The sequence below is a fragment of the Streptomyces sp. NPDC020807 genome (assembly GCF_040641575.1).
Classification (GTDB): Bacteria; Actinomycetota; Actinomycetes; order Streptomycetales; family Streptomycetaceae; genus Streptomyces.
This window is the reverse complement of sequence record NZ_JBFADU010000004.1, coordinates 192,070-215,539: the sequence shown is the minus strand read 5'-3', so window position 1 is coordinate 215,539 and position 23,470 is coordinate 192,070. Positions and strand designations below refer to the sequence as shown.

General features: G+C 71.7%; 21 protein-coding genes. 12 read left to right on the top strand and 9 right to left on the bottom strand.

The features are described 5' to 3' along the window. Positions 1–12: 12 nt before the first annotated feature. A complete protein-coding gene (locus AB0G79_RS08795) occupies positions 13–702 on the top strand; it encodes a DUF998 domain-containing protein (protein ID WP_360802388.1) in 690 nt (229 codons plus the stop codon). Beyond that, entirely contained in the window at positions 699–1,508 is an 810-nt protein-coding gene (locus AB0G79_RS08790; protein ID WP_360802385.1) for an alpha/beta fold hydrolase, read from the top strand. The genes AB0G79_RS08795 and AB0G79_RS08790 overlap by 4 nt, the downstream gene beginning before the upstream one ends. On the opposite strand, the gene AB0G79_RS08785 is transcribed toward AB0G79_RS08790, so the two are convergent. From AB0G79_RS08785 to AB0G79_RS08770, 4 genes are all read right to left on the bottom strand, one after another. Next, the gene (locus AB0G79_RS08785; RefSeq protein ID WP_360802382.1) at positions 1,493–1,912 is read right to left on the bottom strand and encodes a CBS domain-containing protein; all 420 of its coding nucleotides are present in this window, start codon (positions 1,910–1,912) and stop codon (positions 1,493–1,495) included. The genes AB0G79_RS08790 and AB0G79_RS08785 overlap by 16 nt on opposite strands. A 127-nt stretch (positions 1,913–2,039) precedes the next feature. Beyond that, positions 2,040–2,609, bottom strand: a complete 570-nt coding sequence (locus tag AB0G79_RS08780; RefSeq protein ID WP_360803066.1) for a DUF305 domain-containing protein — start codon at positions 2,607–2,609, stop codon at positions 2,040–2,042. A 92-nt stretch (positions 2,610–2,701) separates the two neighbouring features. Continuing rightward, positions 2,702–3,379: a DUF3105 domain-containing protein gene (locus AB0G79_RS08775; protein ID WP_360802379.1), complete on the bottom strand. Its 678-nt coding sequence runs from the start codon at positions 3,377–3,379 to the stop codon at positions 2,702–2,704. Positions 3,380–3,463: 84 nt separating this feature from the next. Beyond that, the gene (locus AB0G79_RS08770) at positions 3,464–3,826 is read right to left on the bottom strand and encodes a hypothetical protein (RefSeq protein WP_360802376.1); all 363 of its coding nucleotides are present in this window, start codon (positions 3,824–3,826) and stop codon (positions 3,464–3,466) included. Between the two features lie 293 nt (positions 3,827–4,119). On the opposite strand from AB0G79_RS08770, the gene AB0G79_RS08765 reads away from it, so the two are divergent. Next, on the top strand, positions 4,120–5,481 hold the full coding sequence (locus tag AB0G79_RS08765) for a glutamine synthetase family protein (RefSeq protein ID WP_360802373.1): 1,362 nt from the start codon (positions 4,120–4,122) through the stop codon (positions 5,479–5,481). Between the two features lie 60 nt (positions 5,482–5,541). Continuing rightward, positions 5,542–6,171, top strand: coding sequence for a hypothetical protein (locus AB0G79_RS08760; RefSeq protein ID WP_360802370.1), 630 nt, complete (start codon positions 5,542–5,544; stop codon positions 6,169–6,171). Positions 6,172–6,189: 18 nt separating this feature from the next. Here the strand turns inward: AB0G79_RS08760 and AB0G79_RS08755 are convergent, their stop codons facing one another. Further along, positions 6,190–6,696, bottom strand: a complete 507-nt coding sequence (locus AB0G79_RS08755; RefSeq protein ID WP_360802367.1) for a GNAT family N-acetyltransferase — start codon at positions 6,694–6,696, stop codon at positions 6,190–6,192. A 70-nt stretch (positions 6,697–6,766) separates the two neighbouring features. Between AB0G79_RS08755 and AB0G79_RS08750 the strand changes: the two genes are divergently transcribed. Beyond that, positions 6,767–7,270, top strand: a complete 504-nt coding sequence (locus AB0G79_RS08750) for a GNAT family N-acetyltransferase (protein WP_360802364.1) — start codon at positions 6,767–6,769, stop codon at positions 7,268–7,270. Here the strand turns inward: AB0G79_RS08750 and AB0G79_RS08745 are convergent. Next, entirely contained in the window at positions 7,259–7,690 is a 432-nt protein-coding gene (locus AB0G79_RS08745) for a VOC family protein (protein WP_360802361.1), read from the bottom strand. The genes AB0G79_RS08750 and AB0G79_RS08745 overlap by 12 nt on opposite strands. 74 nt (positions 7,691–7,764) lie before the next feature. Beyond that, positions 7,765–9,921: a PIG-L family deacetylase gene (locus AB0G79_RS08740; RefSeq protein ID WP_360802359.1), complete on the bottom strand. Its 2,157-nt coding sequence runs from the start codon at positions 9,919–9,921 to the stop codon at positions 7,765–7,767. A gap of 249 nt (positions 9,922–10,170) precedes the next feature. Here AB0G79_RS08740 and AB0G79_RS08735 point away from each other — a divergent pair, with 249 nt between their 5' ends. Next, entirely contained in the window at positions 10,171–13,182 is a 3,012-nt protein-coding gene (locus tag AB0G79_RS08735) for a bifunctional [glutamine synthetase] adenylyltransferase/[glutamine synthetase]-adenylyl-L-tyrosine phosphorylase (protein ID WP_360802356.1), read from the top strand. Here the strand turns inward: AB0G79_RS08735 and AB0G79_RS08730 are convergent. Beyond that, positions 13,170–14,066: a phosphatase PAP2 family protein gene (locus tag AB0G79_RS08730; protein WP_360802353.1), complete on the bottom strand. Its 897-nt coding sequence runs from the start codon at positions 14,064–14,066 to the stop codon at positions 13,170–13,172. The two genes, AB0G79_RS08735 and AB0G79_RS08730, sit on opposite strands and share 13 nt — an antisense overlap. A 74-nt stretch (positions 14,067–14,140) precedes the next feature. Continuing rightward, positions 14,141–15,211: a LacI family DNA-binding transcriptional regulator gene (locus AB0G79_RS08725; RefSeq protein ID WP_360802350.1), complete on the bottom strand. Its 1,071-nt coding sequence runs from the start codon at positions 15,209–15,211 to the stop codon at positions 14,141–14,143. A 347-nt stretch (positions 15,212–15,558) separates the two neighbouring features. Here AB0G79_RS08725 and AB0G79_RS08720 point away from each other — a divergent pair, with 347 nt between their 5' ends. From AB0G79_RS08720 to AB0G79_RS08695, 6 genes are all read left to right on the top strand, one after another. After that, positions 15,559–16,836, top strand: coding sequence for an extracellular solute-binding protein (locus tag AB0G79_RS08720; protein WP_360802347.1), 1,278 nt, complete (start codon positions 15,559–15,561; stop codon positions 16,834–16,836). Between the two features lie 20 nt (positions 16,837–16,856). Continuing rightward, on the top strand, positions 16,857–17,870 hold the full coding sequence (locus AB0G79_RS08715; protein ID WP_360802344.1) for a sugar ABC transporter permease: 1,014 nt from the start codon (positions 16,857–16,859) through the stop codon (positions 17,868–17,870). After that, positions 17,864–18,745, top strand: a complete 882-nt coding sequence (locus AB0G79_RS08710; protein ID WP_360803063.1) for a carbohydrate ABC transporter permease — start codon at positions 17,864–17,866, stop codon at positions 18,743–18,745. Before AB0G79_RS08715 ends, AB0G79_RS08710 begins: the two co-directional genes overlap by 7 nt. 72 nt (positions 18,746–18,817) lie before the next feature. Further along, positions 18,818–20,497 (top strand): glycoside hydrolase family 13 protein, encoded by a 1,680-nt coding sequence (locus tag AB0G79_RS08705; RefSeq protein WP_360802341.1) that lies wholly within the window; start codon positions 18,818–18,820, stop codon positions 20,495–20,497. Beyond that, positions 20,485–21,552 (top strand): LacI family DNA-binding transcriptional regulator, encoded by a 1,068-nt coding sequence (locus AB0G79_RS08700; protein WP_360802339.1) that lies wholly within the window; start codon positions 20,485–20,487, stop codon positions 21,550–21,552. Before AB0G79_RS08705 ends, AB0G79_RS08700 begins: the two co-directional genes overlap by 13 nt. A gap of 136 nt (positions 21,553–21,688) precedes the next feature. Then, positions 21,689–23,407 carry a carbohydrate-binding module family 20 domain-containing protein gene (locus AB0G79_RS08695; RefSeq protein ID WP_360802336.1) on the top strand — a complete coding sequence of 573 codons (1,719 nt, stop codon included), beginning with the start codon at positions 21,689–21,691 and terminating at the stop codon, positions 23,405–23,407. Positions 23,408–23,470 lie beyond the last annotated feature (63 nt).

The following is a 23,470-nucleotide window of genomic DNA, read 5'->3' as shown; positions in this document are numbered from 1 at the left end:
GTTCGAACCCATATGCACGGAAAGGCGACGCGAGCGGCGGCGGTCCTCCTCGGACTCGGCGCGCTCGCGTACACCGCCTGGGTCCTCGAAGTCCTCGTCCGGACCGGCCTCGACCCGGTCCGGACGTACGTCTCCGAGCTCGCCGCCGCCGACCAGCCCCTCGGCGGCCTCTTCCGCGCCACCGACCTGGTGGCCGGACTCCTCGTCCTCGCGGGCGCCGTGACCGCGCTCGCCGCGAGACGGGGGACGGGGCTCGCCCGGGAGAGACGCTGGGAGCTCGCCGGCTGGCTCGCCCTCGCCCTCTTCGGCGCCGCCACCGTCGCCGACTCCCGGCTCCCGCTCAGCTGCACCCCCACCGCCGACCCCGAGTGCGCGGCCCGCGAGACCGCCGGACTCGTGCCCGCCACCCACACGGCCCACGCCGTCAGCTCCAGCCTCGCCATGACCGGCGCCCTCGTCGGCATGGTCGCCCTCACCGTCGCCGCCCGCCGCTACGGCCACCTCCCCCCGCTCGCCCGCACCGGCCCCGCCCTCGTCGCCCTGGAGCTCGCCGCCACCGCCTGGACCCTCGGCGCCGTCGCCGCCTTCGAGGCCGGCAGGGGCACCTGGTCCCTCGGCGCGGGCCAGCGCCTCCAGGTCCTCCTGGTCGCCGTCTGGCTGGCCGTCCTCGCCCACGCGACGGCACGGGAGGAGCGGCGGTGACCTTCTTCGTACGCCTCGGGGGCACCGCCCACCACGTGGCCGTCGACGGCACCGGGCCCCTCTGCGTCCTGTCCGCCGGACTCGGCCTGAGCTGGTTCGACTGGGACCCGGTGGTGCCGCTGCTCGCCCCGTACCGCACGGTCGTCCGCTTCGACCGCCCCGGCCACGGCCTCTCCGCCCCCGCGTCCGCCCCGCCGACGGCCCGCGGCGAGGCGGACCGCGTGGCGGCCCTCCTCGACGCCCTCGGGCACCCGGGCCCGGCCACCGTCGTCGGCCACTCCGTCGCCGGCTTCCACGCCGAGGCCTTCGCGCGCCTCCACCCCACCCGTACGGCCGCGCTCGTCCTCGTCGACTCCTCGGTGGAGGAACGCCCCCGCCCGGCCCGTACGGACGCCGTCGCGAGGGCCGCGGGCCGGGTGCTGTCGGCCGCCGGGCTGCCGGCGGCGCTCGGCCCGACCGCGCGCCGGGCGGCCGTACGGAACGACCGGACGCCCCGCGACCTCGTCCGCCGGGTCTACGGCACCTCCCGCGTCCTCCGCGGCGCCCTCCTGGAGAACGCCCACTACGGCGCGGTGGCCGCCGAGCTCCTGGCCCTGCGGGAGAGCCACCCCCTCCCGGCCGGCCTCCCCGTCACCGTCCTCGCCGCCCCCGACGGCTCCGCCCGCTGGGAGCGGCGCCAACGCGCGCTGGCCCGGCGGCTCGGCGCCCGCTACGAGGCGGCCGAACCGTCGGGCCATCTGGTCATGCGGGACCGCCCCGACGCCGTGGCCGGGGCGGTCCTCCGCACCGGTCAGGAAGGCGCGTAGACGCTCTCGCAGAACGCCTTGAGCTGGTCGTCCGAGAGGTGATGGGCCAGGTCGGCCTCGCTGATCATGCCGACGAGCCGCTTGCCCTCGATGACGGGGAGGCGACGGATCTGGTGGCTCTGCATCTCCTGCAGGACCGCGCCGACGTCGGCGCCCGCCTCGACCCAGCGGGGCGTGCCCTCCGCCATGGAGCCACAGGTGATCTTCGCCGGGTCGTGGCCCATGGCCACACAGCGGACGACGATGTCCCGGTCGGTGATGATGCCGCAGAGCCGTTCGTTCTCGTCGGCGATCGGCAGGGCGCCGACGTTGAGGTTGCGCATCATCTGCGCGGCGCGGTCGAGCGTCTCGTGGGCCGGGATCCACTCGGCCCCGGGATGCATGATGTCCTTCGCCGTGGTCATGGGCTTCGAACCTTTCGTCGGACGTCGTCGTACGAGCGTGTCCCCGAGCCCACTCATTGTCGGCGCGCGCGACGGCCCCCGCGACCGCAGCGGGTCACGGGGGCCGTCGTCGTCACGGAAGGGCCGGTCAGGCGGCTCCGCGCTGCTTCAGCATGTCCGCCATCAGCAGGATCTCGGACTTCTGGGCGTCGACCATGCCCTGCGCGAGATCGCGCTCGACGCCGGGGACGCACCGGCTCACACAGCCCTCGGCCATGTGCACCCCGCCCTTGTGGTGGACGGTCATCAGCTGGAGGTACAGGACCTCGGCGTCCCGGCCGCTCGCCCTGCGGAGCGCGTCGAGCTGGGCGTTGGTGGCCATGCCGGGCATGACCGCCCCGTCCGAGGACTCGCTCGGCATCCCCATCCAGGCCATGGGCTCGATGCCGGACTCGAACTTGGGCAGCCCCCACAGGTCGAGCCAGCCGAGCATCATGCCCCGCTGGTTGGCCTGCGTGTTGGCGATGTCGTACGCGAGCCGGCGGACGGCCTCGTCCTTCGTCCGGTCCCGGACGATGAAGGACATCTCCACGGCCTGCTGGTGGTGGACCGCCATGTCCCGGGCGAACCCGGCGTCGGCGGACCCCGACGTCGGGGTACGGGGAGCCTCGTCGCGCTCCGCGGAGGCGACGGTGACGGCGCCCCCGGCGAAGAGCAGCGCGAGCGCGACGGCGGTGGCGGCGGCCCAGCGGGTCCGGTCGGGCCGGCGCGGTGCCTCCGGCTCCTCCGTCCCACCGGTGCTCACCGGGGTCACTGGCCCATCCCCGTACCGCCCTGACCGGAGCCGTCCAGGCCACCGGTGCAGGCGGCACCCGGCTCGGGGGTCTGCGGGCCCTGGACGTACTTCGTGAAGAAGGCGTCGACGCGCGGGTCGGAGGCGCCGTCGACGGTGACCTGCTTGCCCCAGGCGGAGAGCATGATCTTGCCGGACTGGTCGTCGACCGGGCTCATCAGCGAGTACTTGGTCTTGCCGACCTTCTCGGCCAGCTTCTTCACGTCGCCCTGGTCGGCCTGCTTGTTGTACGTGACCCAGACGGCGCCGTGCTCCAGGGAGTGGACCGCGTTCACGTCCGCGACGGGCTTGTCGTAGACGACGCCGTCGCAGTTCATCCAGACCGGGTTGTGGTCACCGCCGACCGGCGGCTTCATGTCGTACTTGACGGCGGTCTCGACGTGGTTCCGGCCGAGCTTCTTGGCGTCCCAGGTCTTCTCGCCGGCGATGGGGGCCTTGGCGGCTGCTTCCTTGGCGTCCTGCTCGTCCGACTTCTTCATCAGCACGAAGGTGCCGAAGCCGACGAGGCCGAGGACGACGACGCCGGAGATGCCGAGGGTGATGAGGCGGGAGCGGCGCTCGCGGGCCTGCTCGGCGCGGCGCATCTCCTCTATTCGGGCACGGCGGTCGGCGGTCGTGGAGCGGTTGGCGGCCATGGTGGTGTCGTCCTTCTGGGGGATGGGAGGGAGAGTCCGGCACAGGACGTGCGGGTCGGTCGATCGGTGGATGAACCGTTTCCGCTACGTCCGGAGAACTTGAAGGACGTGCAGGTCCGGCGCCCGGGGCCGGGCGCCGGAGCGGTGCGCGGGACCGGCGTCGGCGGCCGTGTCGAGGCGCGGGTGACCGCCGGCCGCGTGGAGCGGGGAGTCGAGCGGGGGCGCGCCGAGCACCGCGGGGGAGAGGGAGGGGAGGAGCGAGCAGCCGCCGCGGTCGTACGGGCAGACGTACTCGCCGGTCTCGGTGACGGCGACGGCCCGGACGTCGTACGTCGCGGGCGCGGAGTCCGCGGCCTCCCCGTGGTGGTCCCCGTCCCCGGGTTCCACGCCCCCCAGACAGACGAAGAGCGCGGCGAGGAGCGTCGCCACGGCACTCGCCAGTGCCATGGGACGCGCGTGTCGGAACAGGCGTACGAGCCGCGGGGCCCCCATGGGCGGAGATCGTAGTGGGCGAGGGGCCCCTGTGGGCCGAACGGGGTACGAACCCGTTCGGGCACAGGGGGGACGCTCAGGGACGGAACCCGACATTCCCCCCTGCTCCCCCGTTACCTGTGTCACAGCCGAGCAGGCAGTATGGGTACGCAACGTGCGCGAAACCATGTGGTGGGATGCTCAGGTGCCCCCCGATGCACCGGAGGCGGTGGGAGCAGGCGGCCTGACCAGCGAGGATGGGTGTGGAAATGGACAAGCAGCAGGAATTCGTGCTCCGTACGCTCGAGGAGCGCGACATCCGCTTCGTGCGCCTCTGGTTCACCGACGTGCTGGGCTTCCTGAAGTCGGTGGCCGTGGCACCGGCCGAGCTTGAGCAGGCCTTCGACGAGGGCATCGGCTTCGACGGCTCCGCGATCGAGGGCTTCGCCCGCGTATACGAATCGGACATGATCGCCAAGCCGGACCCGGGCACCTTCCAGATCCTGCCCTGGCGCGCGGAGGCCCCCGGCACGGCCCGGATGTTCTGCGACATCCTCATGCCCGACGGTTCGCCGTCCTTCGCGGACCCGCGCTACGTCCTCAAGCGGGCCCTCGCGAAGACCTCGGACCTGGGCTTCACCTTCTACACCCACCCCGAGATCGAGTTCTTCCTCCTGAAGGACAAGCCCCTCGACGGCACGCGCCCCACGCCCGCCGACAACTCGGGCTACTTCGACCACACGCCGCAGAACGTGGGCATGGACTTCCGCCGCCAGGCGATCACCATGCTTGAGTCGATGGGCATCTCGGTCGAGTTCTCCCACCACGAGGGCGCCCCCGGCCAGCAGGAGATCGACCTCCGCTACGCCGACGCGCTCTCGACGGCCGACAACATCATGACCTTCCGCCTGGTCATGAAGCAGGTGGCTCTCGAACAGGGCGTCCAGGCCACCTTCATGCCGAAGCCGTTCTCCGAGTACCCCGGCTCGGGCATGCACACCCACCTGTCCCTCTTCGAGGGCGACCGGAACGCCTTCTACGAGTCGGGCGCCGAGTACCAGCTCTCCAAGGTGGGCCGCTCCTTCATCGCGGGCCTCCTCAGGCACGCGGGCGAGATCTCCGCCGTGACCAACCAGTGGGTCAACTCGTACAAGCGCATCTGGGGCGGCTCCTCCCGCACGGCCGGCTCGGGCGGCGAGGCCCCCTCGTACATCTGCTGGGGCCACAACAACCGCTCCGCCCTCATCCGCGTCCCCATGTACAAGCCCGGCAAGACGGGCTCCTCCCGCGTCGAGGTCCGCTCCATCGACTCCGGCGCCAACCCCTACCTGACCTACGCGGTCCTCCTCGCCGCCGGCCTCAAGGGCATCGAGGAGGGCTACGAACTCCCCGCCGGCGCCGACGACGACGTCTGGGCCCTCTCCGACTCGGAACGCCGCGCGATGGGCATCGAACCGCTCCCGCAGAACCTGGGCGAGGCGATCGCCCTGATGGAGAAGAGCGAACTGGTCGCGGAGACCCTCGGCGAGCACGTCTTCGACTTCTTCCTCCGCAACAAGAAGCAGGAGTGGGAGGAGTACCGCTCGGAGGTCACCGCCTTCGAGCTGCGGAAGAACCTGCCGGTGCTGTAAGGGCGACGGCAAGCGAGCCCGGCGCCGCCCTCGCGGCGGGGCCGGGCCACAATGGCCGCCATGACCGACGGAATAACCTGGCTGGCGGCCCCGCAGTCCATCGCGTACGGCGGCTACGGCGTCGTCCTGGCCCGGGGCCTGACCCCGGACCAGCTGATCACCCGACTGTCCGAGGCGCTCCACGACCCCGGGACCCCCAGCCCCCTCGGCGATCTCACCTCCGCGGAGCTGATCGAGGAACTCGACCTCGAGTACGACGGCGACCCCGCCCTCCGTGTCGGCGAGGACGGCGACTGGGTCTACGCCGTCATGTACGGGCCCTGGCAGGGCGAGTTCGAGCCCCTCTCACCGGTCTCCCGCGACGGCGCCCACGTCTTCCACCTCGAATTCGAGGAGACGAACGGCAAGCCGGTCCCGCCGTTCTTCCACTACTTCCACGACGACCGCCTCCAGTGCGGCTTCAACCTCCACCTGGACGGCTCGTGGGGGTACGGGTGGCCGGAAGGCGTCCCCGAAGTGGCTTCGGCGATCCAGGAATCGCTGACTGCGGCAGGACTTCCCTCCGAGCGGATCCCCGCCCGCGAGGTCCACCGCACGGCCCTCCACGTCCTCGGAACCCACTTCGGCCTCGACCTCCCCAGGTCCCGCGTCCTGGACGAGGCGCTCCCGTCCGTCGTTCTGGAACGGTGAGCGAACAGGGACCCGCCCCTACGGCAACTCCCGCGTCAGCCAGGCCACTTCGCCCGCCTCGCCCTCCACCGTCACCCGGTCCCGGGTGAAGCCGAGCTTCTCCAGGACCCGCAGCGACGGCTCGTTCCACGTCCCCACGGTCGACCAGAGCCGCTCCCGCCCGGTCGCCGCCGCGGCCCCGACGATCGCGCGGGACGCCTCCGTGGCGTACCCGCGGTTGTGGGCGTGCTGGAACAACTCGTAGGCGATCTCCGGCTCTTCGAGGGTGGCGCGGCCGACGATCAGGCCGCAGTACCCGATGAAGTCGCCCTCCTCCCGGCGCCGGATCGGCAGGAGGGCGATCCCGTTCTCCGCCGTCGCGGCGAGCATCTCCCCGATGGCCTTCCGGATCCGCTCGACGGGCGGCTTCCCCTTGCCCCGCTCGGCCAGCAGCTCGCAGAACTCCTCGGCGTCGGACTCGGCCCACGGCCGCAGGATCAGACGCTCGGTCTCCAGGTGGTACGACATCGTCGCGTAGGTCGGCATGACCCCCACTCTGCCCCGGGCACCGGAAAAGCGTTGTCCGGGGGAGGGGAAAGCCCCACACTGCACCCCTATGAAGATCGAATCCGTCGCCACCGGGCGACTCCTCCTCCACCCCGTCACCGTCGACGCCGCGCAGCGGATCGTCGCCAGGGAGCCGGGGGAGGGGGACCGGTGGGGTGAGGCGTATCCGCAGGACGGAGACGTGCGGGCTTGTACCGGGTTCCTGCGGGGAGTCGCCGAGCGGGGTGAACCCGGGGTCTACCGGCCGTACGAGATACGGCTCGACGGGGTCGTCGTCGGCGGGATCGGGTTCCACGGGCCGCCGGACGCGGACGGGGTCGCGACCGTCGGGTACGGGCTCGTGCCGGCGGTACGGGGGAAGGGGTACGCCTCCGAGTCCCTGCGCGCCCTGATCGGCATCGCCCGGCGGGCCGGCGCCTCCGGGGTCAGGGGAGACGCCGACCTCACCAATCCGGACTCGCACCGGGTGATGGAGGCGGCCGGTATGCCGTGCGTGGGGGAGGACGAGACGCTGCGGTACTTCGAGGTCCGGTTCGCGGACTCAGCGCTCTGAGAGCTCCGACGGGGCCTCCTGGACCACCCAGCCGTTGCCGTCCGGGTCCTCGAACGTCATGAACGAGTTCCACGTGTCGCCCTTGCCGTCCTCCCAGCCCGACGCGCCGATGTGCATCACGGCGGAGACGTCGACGCCGCGGCCCACCAGCTCCGCGCGCGCCGCCTCGATGTCGGTGACGCAGAGCTGGAGGCCGTGCAGGGTGCCCGGCTCCATGTCCTTCGCGCCCGGCATCGGCGGCATGCCGCTCAGCAGCGCGATCGAACAGCGCGAGCCCGGCGGCGTCGCCTGGATGATCCGCACCCCCGGCGCCACCTCGTCGTCCAGGTCGATCGTGAAGCCGCACTTCTCCCCGTAGAACTCCTTCGACTTGTCCATGTCGGTCACGGGGACGGGGACGACTTCCAGGGTCCAGTTCATGTTCCTGCTCCTCCGGAGGGTGGACGGACTGAAGTACCACCGTCGCCCACGGACCCCCCGGTCCGCACCCCGGATCAGCGGATCGCCGGCGTCCAGTGCAGCCTGCCGTCCAGGCCGATCGCCGCCACGCCCTCCCGGCCCGCGTCCGGCGCGCCCGAGAAGAGGAAGCCCTCCAGGCTCCACTGGGGGCGCGTCCCGCCGCGGCCCAGCGGGGCCGTCGCCAGGAAGCCCGTGCGGGAGCGGACCGCGAGCATGCCCTCGCCGCCCGTCGCGCCGCTGACCGGGCCGAAGCCCGCCACGCCACCGGTCAGCTCCCGGTACGGCGAGACCGGTCCCGTCCCCGAGAAGTCGGCGCTCCGCAGGTCGCCGGAGGACGGCTTGCGGAACCAGAGCCGTACGCCTCCGTCCGCGTCCGTCGCCGGGGTCGCGCTCAGCGCGAGCGTCGTCGGCGGGAGACCCGTCGGCGTCGGGCCGACGAGCGGTCCGCCGGGGCGCCGCGCCGCCCACACCAGGACGGTCTTCGGGGTGCTGGCGAAGACGTAGCCGCGGCCGGAGGAGTCCGTCGCCGCCACCGGGTCGCCGTACACGTCGGCCCCGCCGAGCACCCGCCACGGCCCCCACGTGCCGTCCGTGCCCTGCTCGCGGGCGGTGAGCCGGTGCGCGCTGTCGCGCAGGACGAGCGTCGCCCGCCCGTCCCGGCCCACCGTCACGGTGGGCGCGCTGATGTCGGAGGTGCCCGCCGCGTCGCCCCGCTCGGGCGTGCCGAGCGAGCGCCACGGGCCGAAGGGACCCTCCGGGCCCGCCGTCGTCCGCTCGGCGGTCACGACCTCGCGCCGGTACTCCGCCGGGCCGCCGTCCAGCCGCGTCCGCGTGCCGAAGACCGCGATCCGGCCGTCCGGGCGCAGCACGGAGGTGACCCCGCTGTCGAGGCCGCCGCCGGGCTGGAGCTCGGGGCCGTGCCACGTGTCCCCGCCGGCGGGCTTCCGCCAGGTGGCGAGGTGCCCGTCGAGGACGGCGAAGGCGTGGAGCCCGCCGGTCCGGTCCCGCTGGACCCAGGTCGTGGAGGTGCCGCGGGCGTACCGGACGGTCGACGTCCAGCCGTTGCCGGTGGGCCGCACCGCGACCTTCAGGTCGCCGCAGCCGGCCGCGGTCCCGCAGTCGTTGACCCGGTCGAGCCAGGAGTACGTCTTCAGGGTCTTCAGCTTCTCGCCCGACGTCTCCGGGTCGAGGGTGTGCGGCAGCGTCGTCGTCGGGTAGCCGAGGTAGTTCTGCACGCCGACGTGCGGGTGCCCCGGCACGCGCGCGTACCGGTCGAGCGCGGCCTGCGCGAACCGCGCCCCGTACAGGTGGTCCTGGTGGTCCCGGAGCTTCCCGCTCCCCGGGTACGTGCCGGGGGACGGGTCCTGCATCCGCACGAAGGTCGGCCGGAACCGCTCCAGGATCCCGGTGATCACGTCGACGACCTGGTCCTTGGTGTACGTGAAGTCCGCCGCGACCGGCGTTCCGGCGGCGCGCTGCGAGGCGAGCGCCGGGACGCGGCCGTGCCAGAGGCCGTTGAGGCTGTGCGGGCTGTCGCCGTTGGTCGACCCCGCCTCCTTCATCTGCACCCACACCAGCGTGACGTGCGGCTCCGCGCGCAGGGTGTCCAGCTCGGCGCTCGCCCCGCCGACCGTGGGGATCGTCGTCCGGTCCCAGGGGCTGGTACGGCTTCCGGTGGCCATCTCCGCGTACGCGGCGCGTATGCCGTTCTGCCGGGCCTCCGCGTACCCCGCCTTGTCGGGCGCGACCACGCCGCGCTTGGCCGCGTTCATGCCGTCCGCCTCGCCCGAGGTGAGGTAGACGGAGGTGAGGGGGTTCCCGGAGCGCAGGGACTGGGAGATGTCGGGGTTCATGAAGAACAGGTCGTCGTCCGGGTGCGCCACGATCTGCAGGACGGAGGCCCGCTGGTGGGCGGGGCGCGGCGGGACCTCGGGGGCCTTCGACCCGGCCGCCTCGGCCGCCGCCGCCTTGGGCGCGGCCGCCTTGGGCGCGGCGGCCGTGGGCGCCTGAGCCGGGGAAGGAACCGAGGAAGGAGCCGAGGAAGGAGCCGAGTCCGGCGCCGAAGCCGGCGCCGGGCTCGCCGTCACCGAGAGCAGCCCCGCGAACGTGCCCGCCACCAGGACGGCCGTCACGAGGGGCGTCACGACCCGGCGGCGGGACGAGGGGGCGGCGGCGGGGCGGCTGACGGGCATGGGTGAGGGCGCGCTTTCACGGGAGACGACGTGGGGAGGGGGCTGCGGACAGCAAGACGAAGTTCCCAGGATGACGGTTCATTCCGTCCGAAAAGCGATGATTGTGGGGGACGTCACGTGTGATCCCTTACGATCCGAAGGCCTGAACACCCCCGGCCCCCGCGCCGGATAGGCTCGATCCCCCGGGTCGCCCCCGGGGCCCTTCCGGGGCCGTCCCCCGGACGGACACGCTCGGAGGGAGCCGCGGAAATGACCGTGCCGGGACGCGAGCCGGGACGTGCGCCGGGACGCAGGAGCAGTACGTTCACCCGCCTCCTCCGACACGGGTTCACGGACCCCTCGGAGGCCGAGAAGCTGCTCGACGTCCCCGAGCTGGCAGCCCTCCGCGGCGACGCCGTCCTCCTGGAGGCCCTCGGGGCCACCGCCGACCCGGACCTCGCCCTCCGCGGCCTCGTCCGCCTCGTCGAGGCCCAGCCGGAGACCGAGCGGCAGACCCTCACCACCACGCTGCTCTCCGCCAAGCCGTTCCGTGACCGGCTCCTCGGCGTGCTCGGCTCCTCGGAGGCGCTCGCCGACCACCTGGCCCGTCACCACCGCGACTGGGAGACCCTCGTCACGTACGAGGCGGCCGACCTCCACCCGGGCGTCGCCGAGTTCGAGCACGGTCTCGCCGAGGCCACCGACGAGGTCGCGCTCCGCGTCGCCTACCGCCGCTGCCTCCTCGCCATAGCGGCACGGGACGTCTGCGGCACCATCGACGTCGCCGAGACCGCCGCCGAGCTCGCCGACCTGGCCACGGCGACCCTCCGCGCGGCCCTCGCCATCGCCCGTACCGCCGCGCCCGCCGACGCCGCGCAGTGCCGGCTCGCCGTCATCGCGATGGGCAAGTGCGGCGGCCACGAGCTGAACTACGTCTCCGACGTGGACGTCATCTTCGTCGGCGAGCCGGTGGAGGGGGCCGACGAGGGCAAGGCGATCCAGGCCGCGACCCGCCTCGCCTCGCACCTCATGCGGATCTGCTCGGAGACCACCGTCGAGGGCACCATCTGGCCCGTCGACGCCAACCTCCGCCCCGAGGGCCGCAACGGCCCCCTCGTCCGCACGCTCTCCTCCCACCTCGCCTACTACCAGCGCTGGGCGAAGACCTGGGAGTTCCAGGCCCTCCTGAAGGCCCGTGCCGTCGCCGGCGACCCCGACCTCGGCAGCCAGTACATCGACGCCGTCTCCCCGCTGGTCTGGCAGGCCGCCGAGCGCGAGAACTTCGTCGCCGACGTCCAGAAGATGCGCCGCAGGGTCGTCGACAACATCCCCGCCGCCCAGGTCGAGCGCGAGCTCAAGCTCGGACCCGGCGGCCTCCGGGACGTCGAGTTCGCCGTCCAGCTCCTCCAGCTCGTCCACGGCCGCAGCGACGCCACCCTCCACAGCGGGACGACCCTGGACGCGCTCGCCGCCCTCGCCGCCGGCGGCTACGTGGGCCGCGCCGACGCCGCCCAGCTCGACGAGGCCTACCGCTTCCTGCGCGCCATGGAGCACCGCATCCAGCTGTACCGGCTGCGCCGCACCCACCTCGTCCCCGAGGACGAGGCCGACCTGCGCCGCCTCGGCCGCTCCCTCGGCCTGCGCACCGACCCCGTCGCCGAGCTGAACAAGGAGTGGAAGCGGCACGCCTCCGTCGTCCGGCGCCTCCACGAGAAGCTCTTCTACCGGCCGCTCCTGGACGCCGTCGCCCAGCTCGCCCCCGGTGAGATCCGGCTCAGCCCCAAGGCGGCCGGACAGCGCCTCGAAGCCCTCGGGTACGCCGACCCGGCCGCCGCCCTGCGCCACCTGGAGGCCCTCGCCTCCGGCGTCAGCCGCAAGGCCGCCATCCAGCGGACGCTGCTGCCCGTGCTCCTCGGCTGGTTCGCCGACTCCGCCGACCCGGACGCCGGCCTCCTCGGCTTCCGCAAGGTCTCCGACGCCCTCGGCAAGACCCCCTGGTACCTGCGGCTGCTCCGCGACGAGGGCGCCGCCGCCGAGAACCTCGCCCGGGTCCTCTCGGCCGGCCGCCTCGCCCCCGACCTGCTGCTCCGGGCGCCCGAGGCCGTCGCGATCCTCGGCGACCCCGAGGGGCTCACCCCGCGCGGCCGGGACCACCTCGAACAGGAGGTGCTCGCCGCGGTGGGCCGCGCGGACGGTGCCGAGCAGGCCGTCGCCGCCGCCCGCGGGGTACGCCGCCGGGAGCTGTTCCGTACCACCGCCGCCGACCTCATCGGCTCGTACGGCACCGAGGACAACCCCCGCGAACCCGACCCCGGCGCCCTCGTCGACCGGGTCGGCGAGGCCGTCACCGACCTCAACGCCGCCACCATCGCCGGAGCCCTGCGGGCCGCCGTCCGCGCCGAGTGGGGCGACACCCTCCCGACCCGCTTCGCCGTCATCGGCATGGGCCGCTTCGGCGGCCACGAGCTGGGTTACGGCTCCGACGCCGACGTCCTCTTCGTCCACGAGCCCCGCGAGGGCGTCGACGAGCAGGAGGCCGCCCGGGCCGCGAACCGGGTCGTCGCCGAGATGCGACGGCTCCTCCAGCTGCCGACCGCCGACCCGCCGCTCCTCATCGACGCCGACCTCAGGCCCGAGGGCAAGAGCGGCCCCCTCGTCCGCACCCTCAAGTCGTACGAGGCGTACTACCGCCGCTGGTCGCTCGTCTGGGAGAGCCAGGCCCTGCTGCGCGCCGAGCCGATGGCCGGCGACCGGGACCTGGGGGAGCGGTTCATCGAGCTCGTCGACCCGCTGCGCTACCCGATGGAGGGGCTCGGCGAGGACGCGGTCCGCGAGATCCGCCGCCTCAAGGCCCGCATGGAGTCCGAGCGGCTGCCGCGCGGCGCCGACCCGACGCTCCACGCCAAGCTGGGGCGCGGCGGCCTGAGCGACGTCGAGTGGACGGTCCAGCTGCTGCAGATGCGGCACGGCTGGGTCGAACCGGGCCTGCGGACCACCCGTACCCGCGAGGCCCTCGCCGCCGCGCACGCCGCCGGGCTCATCCCGACGGACGAGGCGCAGATCCTGGACGAGGCCTGGGTGCTCGCGACCCGGGTCCGCAACGCGGTGATGCTGGTGCGCGGCCGTCCCGGGGACACCTTCCCCTCGGACCCGCGCGAGCTGGCCGCGGTGGGCCGCTACCTGGGGTACGAGGCGGGGCACGTCGGCGAGATGGTCGACGACTACCGGCGGATCACCCGCCGGGCCCGCGCGGTGGTCGAGGAGCTGTTCTACGGAGCGTGAACGGAGCTGTCGGTGTCGGCCGCCTCGTCCTTCTTGCGGGGCCGGGACCGGGCCACCACCGTCCCCGACGGCTCCACCAGCTTCGGCAGGCGGTGCGGCCGGGAGCCGTACCAGAAGTACGAGACGAGGAAGCCGAAGGCCAGGCAGAGGATGCCGCCGAGGGCGTCCATCCAGAAGTGGTTGGCGGTGGCGACGATGACGACGAGCGTGAACGCCGGGTAGAGCAGGCCGAGGATCTTCGCCCAGGGCGCCTTGGCCAGCAGGAAGATGGTGACGCCGCACCACAGCGACCAGCCGATGTGCATCGACGGCATCGCCGCGTACTGGTTCGACACGTGCTTGAGGTTGCCGGAGGCCATCGAGCCCCAGGTGTGGTGCACGAGGACCGTGTCGACGAAGTCCATGCTGGTCATGAGCCGCGGCGGCGCGAGCGGATACAGGTAGTAACCGACGAGGGCCACACCGGTGGTGGCGAACAGGACCGTGCGGAACGCGGCGTAACGGCCCGGGTGCCAGCGGTAGAGCCAGACGAGCACACCGATGGTCACGACGAAGTGCAGGGTCGCGTAGTAGTAGTTCATCGAGACGATGAGCCAGGTCACCGAGTTCACGGCGTGGTTGACGGCGTGCTCGAAGGCGAGGCCGAGGGACTGCTCGGTCTGCCAGATCCAGTCGGCGTTCTTGAGCGCCTGGGCCTTCTGCTCCGGCACCGCGTTGCGGATGAGGGAGTAGGTCCAGTAGCTCACCGCGATGAGCAGGATCTCGAACCAGATGGTGGGGCGGCGCGGCGTGCGCGCGCGCAGCCGCGCGAACCTGCCGTCGGCCTCGATGGGTGACGACGGGGTCGTCCGGTCGTCCAAACTCTTCACGGTCGTTTCACCCATAGGCAGAGAGTTTGCCAGATGCCTCCCCCCGACCGATCATCCCTCGGTCGGGTCCGGGGCGCACCCGCTCCTCCTCAGGAAGGAGTGCCGGAACCGTCCCGACCAGGGGCGACGGCCGGCACGGGGGCCGGGGCCGGCGCCGAGGCCGTGGAGCCCCGGACGACCAGCTCCGGCATGAAGACGAACTCGGAGTGCGGGGCCGGGGTGCCCCCGACCTCTTCCAGGAGGGCGCGGACGGCCGCCTGGCCCATCGCCTGCACGGGCTGGCGGATGGTGGTCAGCGGCGGGTCCGTGAAGGCTATGAGCGGGGAGTCGTCGAAGCCGACGACGGAGACGTCCCGGGGGACGTCGAGGCCCTGCTGGCGGGCGGCCCGGATCGCGCCGAGCGCCATCATGTCGCTCGCGCACACGATCGCGGTGCAGCCGCGGGAGATGAGCGCCGACGCGGCGGCCTGGCCGCCCTCCAGGGTGTACAGGGAGTGCTGGATGAGGGCCTCGGACTCCTCGGCGGAGAGGCCGAAGCGCTCCTCCATGCCCTTCTGGAAGCCCTCGATCTTCCGCAGCACCGGCACGAACCGCTTGGGTCCGACGGCGAGGCCGATCCGGGTGTGGCCGAGCGCGGCCAGGTGCGTCACCGCGAGCCGCATCGCCGCCCGGTCGTCGGGCGACACGAAGGGCGCCTGGACCTTGGGGGAGAAGCCGTTGAGCAGGACGAACGGGACGCCCTTGCCGCGCAGCTGGTCGTAGCGGGTCATGTCGGCGGTGGTGTCGGCGTGCAGGCCGGAGACGAAGATGATGCCGGCCACCCCGCGGTCCACCAGCATGTCGGTGAGCTCGTCCTCCGTGGACCCGCCGGGGGTCTGGGTGGCGAGCACCGGGGTGTACCCCTGCCGGGTGAGGGCCTGCCCGATGACCTGCGCGAGCGCGGGGAAGATCGGGTTGTCCAGTTCGGGGGTGATGAGGCCGACGAGTCCGGCGCTGCGCTGCCGCAGGCGGACGGGACGCTCGTAGCCGAGCACGTCGAGTGCGGCAAGCACGGATTCGCGGGTGGCGGTGGCCACACCGGGCTTGCCGTTGAGCACGCGGCTGACTGTGGCTTCACTGACCCCCGCCTGGGCTGCGATGTCGGCGAGCCGCGCGGTCATGGGAGTGGACTGTACCGGTCACCGCGCGTATTGCCCACCGAACACCGCAAGAGCGCTGCAAGAACCCAGTTTCGGGCACCTTTCGCAAGGGCTTGCAAGGTTTGCGGCGGGCTCGTGGGGCGTACGAGGCCGGAAGTGGCCGCCCGAACCCCTGTCAACCGGCCATTCGGCAACCTTCAAGACACGCGGATGTAACGATCGCCGTGTCTTGCAGAAATTTCACGCAAGCTCTTTCGGTGAGTTTTCAACCCTGTTACGTTCCTGGCAACCCGGAGCGCCGCGAGGGAGCGGTCGCATGAGGAAGGTTCCAGCCCACTCGTCATCCCGGGATCACTGAAGGAGTTCACATGCGGCGTGGCATAGCGGCCACCGCGCTGGTCGCGGCCCTGGGCGTGACCCTGGCGGCGTGCGGTAGTGACAGCGGTTCCAACGGCGGCGGCGAGAAGGCCTCCGGCGAGCTCTCCGGCACCGTGACCTGGTGGGACACGTCCACGGTCGGCTCCGAGGACAAGGTCTTCAAGAAGATCGCCGAGAGCTTCACCAAGAAGCACCCGAAGGTCACCGTCAAGTACGTGAACGTGCCCTTCGGTGAGGCGCAGAACAAGTTCAAGAACGCCGCCCAGTCCGGCTCCGGCGCGCCCGACGTCATCCGCTCCGAGGTCGCCTGGACGCCCGACTTCGCCAGCCTCGGCTACCTCCAGCCGCTGGACGGCACCGCCGCGCTGAAGGGGCAGGAGGACTTCCTCCCGCAGGCCGCCGCCTCCACCAAGTTCGACGGCAAGACCTACGCCGTGCCGCAGGTCATCGACTCCATGGGCATCTTCTACAACAAGAAGATCCTCAAGGACGCCGGCGTCGAGGTCCCGAAGTCCATCGCCGAGCTCAAGACGGTCTCCGCCAAGATCAAGGAGAAGACCGGCAAGACCGGCCTGTACCTCCGTGGCGACGACCCGTACTGGTTCCTCTCCTTCCTGTACGGCGAGGGCGGCGACATGGTCGACGCCTCCACCAAGACCGTCACGATCGACAACGCCCAGGGCGTCAAGGCGCTCGCGACCGTCAAGGACCTGGTCGACTCGAAGGCCGCGATCACCGACGCGTCCAACGGCTGGGAGAACATGCAGGCGTCCTTCAAGGACGGCAAGGTCGCGATGATGGTCAACGGCCCGTGGGCCGTCACCGACACCTACGCGGGCAAGGAGTTCGCCGACAAGGCGAACCTGGGCATCGCCCCCGTCCCGGCCGGCTCGGCCGGCCAGGGCGCCCCGCAGGGCGGCCACAACCTCGCGATCTACGCCGGCTCCAAGAACATGGACGCCTCCTACGCCTTCACCGAGTACATGACCTCGGTCGAGACGCAGACGCAGATCGCCAAGGAGCTCAGCCTGCTCCCGACCCGCGAGTCCGTCTACACGAAGTCGGACGTCGCGACCAACGAGATGATCCAGTTCTTCAAGCCGGTCGTCGACAAGGCGGTCGAGCGCCCCTGGATCCCCGAGGGCGGCAGCCTCTTCGAGCCCATCAAGACCGAGTACGCCAAGGTCCTCACCGGCCAGACCACCCCGGAGAAGGGTGCCAAGGCCATCGGTGACTCCTACCGCAAGCTCCTGAAGGACTGGAAGTAAGAAGGAAGGCAGGCCGGCTGATGGCTGTGGACACCAGCAGCCAGTCGGTGGCGAAGGCCGCGGGCGACAGCGTCGCCCGCGGCCGGAGCCGCGGAACTGGTACCTCCGAGGGCGCGGTCAAGCGCTCCCTCTCCACGCACTGGTACGCCTGGGCGATGGTCGCCCCGGTGGTGGTCGTGATCGGTGTGATCATCGGATACCCGCTGATCCGCGGCATCTACCTGTCGCTCACCGACGCGAACGAACGCAACGTCGCACGATCCATCGGCGCCAACCAGATCCCGGCCACCTACGAGTTCGTCGGCCTGGACAACTACGTCGACGCCCTCACCGGCGGCCAGTTCCTCGGCACCCTCGGCTGGACCCTGCTGTGGACGGTGGCCTGTGTCTCCGTCACCTTCGGCCTCGGCCTGGCCCTCGCCAACATCCTCAACCGCAGGATCGCCGGCCGCTCCGTCTACCGGATGCTGCTGATCCTGCCCTGGGCGGTGCCGGGCTTCGTCTCCGTCTTCGCCTGGCGCTTCCTCTACGACGAGCGCCGCGGCCTGCTCAACCAGATCCTCGGCGGCGTCGGCATCGACGCGCTGCCGTGGCTCAACGACCCCACCTGGGCCAAGTTCTCGGTCATCACCGTCAACGTCTGGCTCGGCATCCCGTTCATGATGATCGCCCTCCTCGGCGGTCTCCAGTCCATCCCCGGCGAGCTCTACGAGGCCGCCGAGATGGACGGCGCGAACGCCTGGCAGCGCTTCCGGCACATCACGATGCCCGGCCTCCGGTCGGTGTCCACCACCGTGATCCTGCTCAGCACCATCTGGACGTTCAACATGTTCCCGGTGATCTTCCTGCTCACCCGGGGCGGACCCGGCGAGGCCACCCAGATCCTCGTCACCCAGGCGTACAAGTTCTCCTTCGAGATCAGCCCGCGCGACTTCGCCCAGTCCTCGACCTGGGGCGTCCTGATCCTGGTCCTCCTGATGATCTTCGCCGCGGTCTACCGGCGAGTCCTCCGCAAGCAGGGAGAAGTCTGGTGACCACCACGACCCCCACCGCGGCCCCCGCCCCGCGGACCAACGCCCCGATCCGCGGGAGGCGCTCGCCGCTCGCCTCGGTCGGACTGCACCTCACCCTGATCGTGACCTCGGTGGTCGCCGTCTTCCCGGTGCTCTGGGTGTTCCTGACCTCGCTCAAGCCGCCGGTGTACGCGAGCAGTACGGACTTCTTCAAGGAGACGACGCTCGACAACTACACGAAGCTCCTCGACGACACCCCGTTCCTCACCTGGTTCGGCAACTCGCTGCTCGTCGCGGGCCTCACCACCGTCCTCGGCGTCTTCATCGCCTCCACGACGGGCTACGCCGTCAGCCGCTTCCGCTTCCCCGGCAAGCGCGGGCTGATGTGGACCCTGCTCGTCACCCAGATGTTCCCGGTCGCCGTCCTCATCGTGCCGATCTACAACATCATGTCGACGATGGGCCTGCTCAACCAGCCGGCCGGCCTGGTCATCACGTACCTGACGATCGCCGTCCCGTTCTGCGCCTGGATGATGAAGGGCTTCTTCGACAGCATCCCGCGCGAGATCGACGAGTCGGGATACGTCGACGGGCTCACCCCCTTCGGCACCTTCTGGCGCCTCATCCTGCCGCTCGCCAAGCCGGGCATCGCGGTGACCGCCTTCTACTCCTTCATCACCGCCTGGGGCGAGGTCGCCTACGCCTCCGCCTTCATGGTCGGCGACGAGAACCTCACCCTCGCCGGCGGACTCCAGAAGTTCGTCAACCAGTACGGCGCCCAGTGGGGGCCGATGTCCGCGGCCTCCGTCCTGATCGCCATACCGGCCGCGCTGGTGTTCCTCTTCGTCCAGCGGCACCTGGTGACCGGCATGTCCGCCGGCGCCGTCAAGGGCTGACGGTCCGGGGTGTCCCGCCCCCCGGCCCCGAGTACCCCGCCAGAACGCCCCTCCTTACCTCTCAGGGAAGACATGACCCAGCATCTCGCCACCCCGGCCGACGCCCCCACCACCGGCACGCACACGGGCTGGTGGAGAGACGCGGTGATCTACCAGGTCTACCCGCGCAGCTTCGCCGACGGCAACGGCGACGGCATGGGCGACCTGGAGGGCATCCGCAGCCGGCTGCCCTACCTCAAGGAACTGGGCGTCGACGCCGTCTGGCTCTCCCCGTTCTACGCCTCGCCGCAGGCCGACGCCGGGTACGACGTCGCCGACTACCGGGCCATCGACCCGATGTTCGGCTCGCTCCTCGACGCCGACGCCGTCATCCGCGAGGCCCACGACCTGGGCCTGCGGATCATCGTCGACCTCGTCCCCAACCACTCCTCCGACCAGCACGAGTGGTTCCAGCGCGCCCTGCGCGAGGGCCCCGGATCGCCGCTGCGCGAGCGCTACCACTTCCGCCCCGGCAAGGGCGAGAACGGCGAACTCCCGCCCAACGACTGGGAGTCCATCTTCGGCGGCCCCGCCTGGACCCGTACCGAGAACGCCGACGGCACCCCCGGCGAGTGGTACCTCCATCTCTTCGCCCCGGAGCAGCCCGACTTCAACTGGGAACACCCCGCCGTCCGCGACGAGTTCCGCTCCATCCTGCGGTTCTGGCTCGACATGGGCGTCGACGGCTTCCGCGTCGACGTCGCCCACGGCCTCGTCAAGGCCGCCGGACTCCCCGACATCGGCGCCCACGACCAGCTGAAGCTGCTCGGCAACGACGTGATGCCCTTCTTCGACCAGGACGGCGTCCACGAGATCTACCGCACCTGGCGGCAGATCCTCGCCGAGTACGACGGGGACCGGATCCTCGTCGCCGAGGCGTGGACCCCCACCGTCGACCGCACCGCCCACTACGTGCGCCCCGACGAGATGCACCAGGCCTTCAACTTCCAGTACCTGGGCACCCACTGGGACGCCACCGAGCTCCGTGCCGTCATCGACGCCTCGCTCGGCGCGATGCGCCCGGTCGGCGCCCCCACCACCTGGGTCCTCTCCAACCACGACGTCACCCGGCACGCCACCCGCTTCGCCAACCCGGCGGGCCTCGGCACCCAGCTGCGCGAGGCCGGCGACCGCGAGCTCGGCCTGCGCCGCGCCCGCGCCGCGACGCTGCTCATGCTCGCGCTGCCCGGCTCCGCGTACGTCTACCAGGGCGAGGAGCTCGGCCTGCCCGACGTCACCGACCTGCCCGACGAGGTCCGCCAGGACCCGTCGTTCTGGCGGGCCAGCGGCCAGGACGGCTTCCGCGACGGCTGCCGGGTCCCGATCCCGTGGACCGTCGAGGGCTCCTCGTACGGCTTCGGCGACGGCGGCTCCTGGCTGCCGCAGCCCGCGGCCTGGGGCGCCCTGAGCGTCGAGGCGCAGACCGGCGACCCCGGCTCCACCCTGGAGCTGTACCGCAGCGCCCTCGCCGTGCGGCGCGAGCGCCCCGAACTCGGTGCGGGCGAGGCCGTCGAGTGGCTGGAGGCACCCGAGGGTGTGCTCTCCTTCCGCCGCGACGGCTTCGTCTGCACCGCCAACACCACCGGCCGGGCCATCACCGTCCCGCTGCCCGGCCGGTATCTCCTCTCCAACGAGGACGTCCGCGTCGTCGCCGTCGACGACGAGGACACGGTGGAACTGCCCGCCGACACCACCGTCTGGTGGGCGGTGTGACGGTTCCCCTGCCGCGGGTCGCCGGAAACGGCGCCCCGCGGCTCGCGGACATCGCGGCCCAGTCCGGCGTCAGCGAGGCCACCGTCAGCCGCGTCCTCAACGGCAAGGCGGGGGTGGCCGGGGCGACCCGCCACAAGGTGCTCGCCGCGCTCGACGTGCTCGGCTACGAGCGTCCCGTACGGCTCAAACGCCGCAGCGCGGGGCTCGTCGGGCTCGTCGTGCCCGAGCTGACCAACCCGATCTTCCCCGCCTTCGCGCAGGTCGTCGAACAGGTCCTCGCCGGCTACGGCTACACACCGGTCCTCTGCACCCAGATGCCCGGCGGCGCCACCGAGGACGAGCTCGTCGAGCAGCTCGTGGAGCGCGGGGTGGCCGGCATCGTCTTCCTCTCCGGCCTCCACGCCGACGCCACCGCCGACCCGTCGCGCTACGCCCGGCTCAGCGACCGGGGCGTGCCGTACGTCCTCATCAACGGCTACAACGAGAACATCGACGCCAACTTCGTCTCGCCCGACGACCGGGCCGCGGCCCGGATGGCCGTACGGCACCTCGTCGAGCTCGGCCACGAGCGGATCGGCCTCGCCATCGGCCCGACCCGCTACGTCCCCTCGCGCCGCAAGGCCGAGGGCTTCGCCGCCGAGCTGTACGAGTCCCTCGGCGTCGAACGGGCCGCCGCCGAGCGGTTCATCAGGCCGACGCTCTTCGGCGTCGAGGGCGGGCACGCGGCCGCCGACATCCTGCTCCGCGAGGGCTGCACCGGCATCGTCTGCGCCTCCGACCTGATGGCGCTCGGCGTGATCCGGGCGGTCCGCGCCCGTGGCCTCGACGTGCCCCGGGACGTCTCCGTCGTCGGCTTCGACGACTCCCCGCTCATCGCCTTCACCAGCCCGCCGCTGTCCACCGTCCGCCAGCCCGTGCAGGCGATGGCGACGGCGGCCGTCGGCGCGCTCCTGGAGGAGATCGAGGGGAATCCCGTGCAGCGCACGGAGTTCGTCTTCCAGCCGGAGCTGGTCGTGCGCGGTTCCACCGCGCAGCCGCCGCAACTCCTTTCGTAACGGCTTGCATTCGGGCGTGCGGAGAGGTTGACCGCGCGCCCGTACGCCCATACGGTCACGGCTGAAAACAGTTGCTGAACTTTTCGGCAACTTCTTGCACCCGCTCTTGCGACAGGGACGTCGTACAGGAGGAAGCATGGCAAGAAAGACCGTGGCCGCTGCACTCGCCCTCGTGGCGGGAGCCGCTGTGGCCGTCGCGGTGACCCCCCAGGCGCAGGCCACCCCGCCCGGAGAGAAGGACGTCACCGCGGTGATGTTCGAGTGGAAGTTCGCCTCCGTGGCACGGGAGTGCACCGACCGCCTCGGCCCCGCCGGATACGGATACGTCCAGGTCTCGCCGCCCCAGGAGCACCTCCAGGGCGGCCAGTGGTGGACCTCGTACCAGCCCGTCAGCTACAAGATCGCCGGACGTCTCGGCGACCGCACCGCCTTCAAGAACATGATCGACACCTGCCACGCGGCCGGCGTCAAGGTCGTGGCCGACTCCGTCATCAACCACATGGCGAACGGCTCCGGCACGGGAACGGGCGGGACCTCGTTCTCCAAGTACGACTACCCGGGCCTCTACTCCGGCTCGGACATGGACGACTGCCGGTCCAGCATCTCCAACTACGGGGACCGCGCCAACGTCCAGAACTGCGAACTGGTGCAGCTCCCGGACCTCGACACGGGCGAGGACTACGTCCGCGGGAAGATAGCCGGGTACCTCAACGACCTGCTCTCGCTCGGCGTCGACGGCCTCCGCATCGACGCGGCGAAGCACATGCCGGCCGCGGACCTGGCCAACATCAAGTCCCGGCTGACCAACCCGAACGCCTACTGGAAGCAGGAGGCCATCTTCGGCGCCGGGGAGGCCGTCTCCCCGAGCGAGTACCTCGGCAGCGGCGACGTCCAGGAGTTCCGCTACGCCCGTGACCTCAAGCGGATCGTCCAGAACGAGAAGCTCGCCTACCTCAAGAACTTCGGCGAGGCCTGGGGCTACATGCCCTCCGGCCAGTCCGGCGTCTTCGTCGACAACCACGACACCGAGCGCGGCGGCGACACCCTGTCCTACAAGGACGGCGCGAACTACACGCTCGCCTCGGTCTTCATGCTGGCCTGGCCGTACGGCTCCCCGGACGTGCACTCCGGCTACGAGTGGACCGACAAGGACGCGGGTCCGCCCAACGGCGGCCAGGTGAACGCCTGCTACGCCGACGGATGGAAGTGCCAGCACGCCTGGCGCGAGATCTCCTCGATGGTGGCCTTCCGCAACACCGCGCGCGGCCAGGCCGTCACGAACTGGTGGGACAACGGCGGCAACGCGATCGCGTTCGGCCGTGGCACGAAGGCGTACGTGGCGATCAACCACGAGTCGTCGGCCCTGAACCGCGCCTTCCAGACCTCCCTCCCGGCCGGCACCTACTGCGACGTGCAGTCGAACACCCCCGTGACGGTCAACGCGTCCGGCCAGTTCACCGCCACCCTCGCCGCCAACACGGCCGTGGCCCTGCACGTGAACGCCCCCGCCTGCGGCTCCGGTACGACCCCCACCACGCCGCCGACGACGAACCCGCCCGCCACCTCGGGCGCGTCCTTCAACGTCAACGCCACCACGGTCGTCGGCCAGAACATCTACGTCACCGGCAACCGCCCCGAGCTCGGCAACTGGGCCCCCGCCTCCGCCCTGAAGCTCGACCCGGCCGCGTACCCGGTCTGGAAGCTGACGGCCTCCCTGCCCGCCGGCACGTCCTTCGAGTACAAGTACATCCGCAAGGACGCGGCCGGAAACGTCACCTGGGAGTCCGGCGCCAACCGCACCGCGACCGTCCCCTCCTCGGGCGTCGTCACCCTGAACGACACCTTCCGCAGCTGAGCCCGCCCTCTCCGCAGGGCCGCCCCCACCGGGGCGGCCCTCCCACCCGTACCCCCGTCCCTC